The sequence below is a fragment of the Gordonibacter pamelaeae 7-10-1-b genome (genome assembly GCF_000210055.1).
Lineage (GTDB): Bacteria > Actinomycetota > Coriobacteriia > Coriobacteriales > Eggerthellaceae > Gordonibacter > Gordonibacter pamelaeae.
The window spans coordinates 195,881-200,489 of sequence record NC_021021.1; the positions used below are offsets into that span (position 1 = coordinate 195,881).

Annotated in this window: 6 protein-coding genes; 3 read left to right on the top strand and 3 right to left on the bottom strand. The window is 67.2% G+C overall.

The genetic code is table 11. From position 1 onward, the window contains the following. Positions 1–595 (top strand): PucR family transcriptional regulator (locus tag GPA_RS18605; protein WP_167536568.1); only part of this gene is annotated, 595 nt, incomplete at its 5' end. 40 nt (positions 596–635) lie between these two features. Here the strand turns inward: GPA_RS18605 and GPA_RS00890 are convergent. Next, the gene (locus GPA_RS00890; protein ID WP_015538679.1) at positions 636–1,019 is read right to left on the bottom strand and encodes a winged helix-turn-helix transcriptional regulator; all 384 of its coding nucleotides are present in this window, start codon (positions 1,017–1,019) and stop codon (positions 636–638) included. Positions 1,020–1,243: 224 nt separating this feature from the next. Between GPA_RS00890 and GPA_RS00895 the strand changes: the two genes are divergently transcribed. Beyond that, a complete protein-coding gene (locus GPA_RS00895) occupies positions 1,244–1,684 on the top strand; it encodes an OsmC family protein (RefSeq protein WP_015538680.1) in 441 nt (146 codons plus the stop codon). A gap of 73 nt (positions 1,685–1,757) precedes the next feature. Further along, entirely contained in the window at positions 1,758–2,165 is a 408-nt protein-coding gene (locus tag GPA_RS00900; protein WP_041238711.1) for a pyridoxamine 5'-phosphate oxidase family protein, read from the top strand. 61 nt (positions 2,166–2,226) lie between these two features. On the opposite strand, the gene GPA_RS00905 is transcribed toward GPA_RS00900, so the two are convergent. Then, on the bottom strand, positions 2,227–3,924 hold the full coding sequence (locus tag GPA_RS00905) for an AMP-binding protein (RefSeq protein WP_015538681.1): 1,698 nt from the start codon (positions 3,922–3,924) through the stop codon (positions 2,227–2,229). A 10-nt stretch (positions 3,925–3,934) separates the two neighbouring features. Beyond that, entirely contained in the window at positions 3,935–4,507 is a 573-nt protein-coding gene (locus GPA_RS00910; RefSeq protein ID WP_015538682.1) for a helix-turn-helix domain-containing protein, read from the bottom strand. Between the last annotated feature and the right edge of the window lie 102 nt (positions 4,508–4,609).

The window sequence follows — 4,609 nt, forward strand, 5'->3', positions numbered from 1 at the left end:
CTACCCGCGCGCCCGCTTCTTCGACGATGGGGACGCGGCCCTCATGGTGGCGCGCGACGCCGACTACCCGCTGGCCGCGCTCCGCGCGCGCCATGCGGCCCACGACGTTGAGAAAGGCGCCGAGCCGCGGTTCCGCGCGGGCTTCTCGTCGCTGTTCGCGGACTTCTCGCTCGTCCGCACGGCGGCTGACCAGGCGGCGCTCGCCTACGGCCTCGTGGACGATGCGGAGGCGGGCGGCGCGTTCGGCTCAACGCTCTCGTGCTTCTACGACGACTGCTGGTTCGAGGACGTGCGCCTGCGCCTGGACCTGGACGCGGATGCAGCCTGGCTGCTCGACCACGCGGCCGTGGCCCTTGCGCGCGCCGACGCCGAGGACGGCGCCGCGTACGTGGAGACCGCGCTCGCCTACCTGGGCAACGGCTGCAACGCCTCGCGCACGGCCGAGGCCCTGTTCATCCACCGCAACACGCTGGCCTACCGCCTGAAGCGCATCAAGGCCCTCTCCGGCATCGACCTGGAGAACCCCGCCGCCGCGGGCACCGACCTCTTGCGCGTCCACCTGAGCTGCCGCCTGCTCGCTCAGGGGCGGCGGTAGGGGCCGGCAAGGCGCAAAAGCTGGAAAACGGTTGCCGCCCCTACACTGGACGGACGTAGTCGCAACGGCGGCAGCGAGCGAGCGCGGCATCGGCCACGTCCCGGTGGAAGAGGCCGGCCCATTGGCAGATGTGCTGGAGCACGGGGATGACCGACTCCCCTTTCGGTGCAAGGGCGTACTCGACGCGCGGAGGTATCTCCTCGAACTGGCGCCGCACGACCAAGCCGTCGGTCGCGAGCTCCTTGAGAGCCGACGCAAGCGCGGCATCGCTCACGTCGGCCATCTCGTCGCGCAGCACGCTATAGCGCAGCGGCCCGTCGGAGAGCACGCACAGGATGCGCGACTTCCACTTGCCGCCGAACACGTCCAAACCGTATTCCAGCGGGCACCGGATATCCTTCTCGAGCTTGCGTTTGTACGCCATAGGCACTTCCACTCCACCGAACAGACGACGCATCCCCTCGCCCACCGCGCCCTCGACGGCGCGCTACCAACCATACCGCGCGGCACTGCTTGACGGAAGTCACTCAAAAAAACTTGAGCGACTCAATATTTCGCCGACCACTTAACACGTCCGGACGAGCCGCTTAAACTGGCTCCGAAGGGCGCGTTGCGGTAGCAGCGCCATCGAGGAAAGGAAGGTGCGCCATGCTCGAGACGATGAAGGCGGAAATCGCATCGACGGGAACGGGGCTGCAGGTCAAGGGCTCGTGCCGTGGATTCGAGCTCACGTTCGACGAGCCGAAGGAGTCGGGCGGCACCGATACGTCGGTGAACCCGGTGGAGGGGCTGCTGTGCGCGTTCGGCGCCTGCCAGGCCATCGCCACGCTGCTGTTCGCGCGCATGCAGGACGTGCCGCTCGACGGCGTGCGGGTGGAGGTGGAGGGCGACCTCGATCCCGACGGCTTCACGGGCAAGGCGCCGGACGTGCGCAACGGCCTGCAGGAGGTACGCTTCAGCATGCACTTGAAAAGCAGTGACGAGGCTGCGGCCCGCGCGCTGGCGGCGCTCGTGGAGGAGCGCTGCCCGGTGAGCGACTGCCTGAAGGCGCCCGTGCCGGTGGTATGCGCCGAGGTTGTCGTAGAATAGCGTGAAGGGCGCGCTGCCGCCCGCGCGCGACGCGGCGGCGCGGAACACGTCTTTCGGGGAAAGGGGTTTTCTCATGGCGAAGATGCCGAAGGAGTGCCAGGAGCTTGTGAACAACGCCTACGCGGCGGCATTCGCCACCTGCACGGGCGACGTGCCCAACGTGGTGCCGGTGAGCATGAAGCAGGCATGGGACGACGAGACGGTCATGGTGTCCGACCAGTACCTATGCAAGTCACTCGCCAACCTGCGCGTGAACCCGCATGTGGCGCTCTCCGTATGGGACGAGGAGGGGGGCTTCCAAGTGAAGGGCACGGTGACCTACGAGGACGAGGGCCCGCGCTACGAGCAGGTGGCCGCGCAGGTGCAGGCTATCTTGAGCTCGATGGGCTACGACTACACGAGCAAGGGCGTGTGCTTCATCCACGTGGAGGAGGTCTACTCCGTCACCCCCGGCGAGACGGCCGGCAAGCGCCTGTCTTAGGCCGCTCCGCGCAGGAGTCGAAATCGCCGCCGTCGCCCTCCCGACGGCGGCGATTCGAGGGCTACTTCCCCGCGCGCACCAGCTCCTCGGCCATCTCGCGGAGCTTGAACTTCTGCACCTTCATGGAGGGCGTCATGGGGAAGTCGTCCACGAAGAACACGCGCTTGGGCACCTTGTAGCGCGCGATGCGCGGGATGGAGAACGCGCGCACGTCGTCCTCGGTCATGGCCTCGTAGCCGGGGCGCACGCGGATGAACGCTCCCACGATCTCGCCGAGGCGCTCGTCGGGGATGCCCACCACCTGCGCATCCAGCACGCCGGGCATGGTGAGCAGGAAGTTCTCCACCTCGAGCGGGTAGATGTTCTCGCCGCCGCGGATGATCATGTCCTTGATGCGGCCGGTCACGCGGTAGTAGCCATCCTCGTCCACGGTGCCCAGGTCGCCGGAGTGCAGGTAGCCGTCGGCGTCGATGGCCTCGGCCGTGGCCTCGGGCATCTTGTAGTAGCCCTTCATGACGTTGTAGCCCTTGCAGCAGAGCTCCCCCGGCTCGCCCGGCGCGCAGATATGGCCGTCGGCCGGGTCGATGACGCGCACGTCCACCGGCGGGTGCGCCCGGCCCACCGTCTCGCACTTGTGCTCGATGTCGTCGTCGGCGCTCGTCTGCGTGAACACGGGGCTCGTCTCGGTGAGGCCGTAGCAGATGGTGATCTCCTTCATGTACATCTTGTCCATGACCTCGCGCATCGTTTCCGGCGGGCAGGGGCTGCCGGCCATGATGCCCGTGCGCAGGCTGGACAGGTCGAACGTGTCGAAGTCGGGGTGGTTGAGCTCGGCGATGAACATGGTGGGCACGCCGTAGACGGCCGTGGCGCGCTCCTTGTGGATGGCCTGCAGCACGAGCCCTGCGTCGAAATCCTCCACGATGATCATGGTGGAGCGGTGCGTGAGGTTGGCCATGACGCCCAGCACGCAGCCGAAGCAGTGGAAGAACGGCACGGGCAGCGTCACGCGGTCGTCGGCCGTGAGCTTCTGGCCTTCTCCGATGTAGAAGCCGTTGTTGAGGATGTTGCGGTGCGTGAGCATGACGCCCTTCGGGAAGCCCGTGGTGCCGGAGGTGTACTGCATCATGACCACGCTGTTGTTGTCGAAGTGGGTCTCGGCCTCCTCGAGCGCGTCGGCCGGCACGTGCTGCCCCAGCAGGATGAGCTCGGGCACGCTGTAGCAGCCGCGGTGCTTCTCGGGGCCCATGTAGATGATGTGCTTGAGGCAGGGGTAGGCCTCCGACTCCAGGTAGCCGCGCTGCTGGGTGAGCGTCTCGGGCACGAGCTCGCGGATGATCTGGAGGTAGTCCACGTCGCGGTAGGCGTCGATGACGCAGAGCGCCTTCATGTCGGACTGCTTGAGCACGTAGTCCAGCTCGTGGGACTTGTAGATGGGGTTCACCGTGACCATGACCACGCCGATCTTGGCGGTGGCGTACATGAACGTGAGCCAGTCGGGGATGTTGCGCGCCCACACGCCCAGGTGGTCGCCCGGGCGCAGGCCGATGGCCAGAAGGCCCCGGGCCAGGTTGTCGGTGCGCTCGTCGAAGTCCTTGTACGTCCAGCGCAGCATGCGGTCGGGGTACACGACGAACTCGTGGTCGGGGTCGATGGCCACCTGGTCGCGGAAGTAGCGGCCGATGGTCTTCTCGGAGTGCAGCGGGTAGTCGGGATCGCCCGGGACGGGGGCGTGCGCGGAGGTTTCCTCGGTCGTCATGTCGCCTCCCTTAGATCGGGGTGTAGACGACGGCGAGGAACTTCGCCTTCTGGCCGTTGTGAGCGCGCACCTGGTGCGGCACGATGGAGTCGTAGTAGATGCTCTCACCAGGATGGAGCACGTAGATCTCCTTGCCGTACTCGATCTCGATCTCGCCTTCCATGCCGTAGAGCCACTCCTCGCCCTCGTGGCCCACCAGCTCGTGGTCGGCCTCGCCGCGCGGGTCCACCGTGATGACGAACGGGTCCATATGGCGCGACGGGCGGCCGGCGGCCAGGCTGAAGTAGCTGAGGTCGCCGCCGGAGGTGGTCTCGAGGCTCTTCGTGCGCTCGACCTCGCGCATCTGCTCGACGTCGATGTAGGCGGGGCCCAGGTTCTCGTCGTCGTCCATGAGCGTGCCCAGGCGCACGCCCAGCGCGCGCGTGATCTTGATGAGCGGCGCGAGCGAGGCCGGCACCTCCCCCGCCTCGAGGCCCTCGATGACCGGCAGGTCGCACTGGCAGCGGTCGGCCAGGTCCTGCGCCGTGAGGTGGTGCGCCTCGCGCAGCGTGGTTATCTTCTTCCCCAGCTTGTTCTCGTCCATACGGCAATCCCCTCTTGCTCGTCGCGATATCGTATACCGGCCATTATCCCCCGAAACGGGACGGGGCGCACCCCTGAAACGGCGTTCGAGCCCGCGCGGGGC

Excerpts from the sequence above, each read along its gene's own strand:
- GPA_RS00890 (WP_015538679.1), bottom strand. The coding sequence starts at position 1,019 with ATGGCGTACAAACGCAAGCTCGAGAAGGATATCCGGTGCCCGCTGGAA.
- GPA_RS00895 (WP_015538680.1), top strand. The coding sequence starts at position 1,244 with ATGCTCGAGACGATGAAGGCGGAAATCGCATCGACGGGAACGGGGCTG.
- GPA_RS00900 (WP_041238711.1), top strand. The coding sequence starts at position 1,758 with ATGGCGAAGATGCCGAAGGAGTGCCAGGAGCTTGTGAACAACGCCTAC.
- GPA_RS00905 (WP_015538681.1), bottom strand. The coding sequence starts at position 3,924 with ATGACGACCGAGGAAACCTCCGCGCACGCCCCCGTCCCGGGCGATCCC.
- GPA_RS00910 (WP_015538682.1), bottom strand. The coding sequence starts at position 4,507 with ATGGACGAGAACAAGCTGGGGAAGAAGATAACCACGCTGCGCGAGGCG.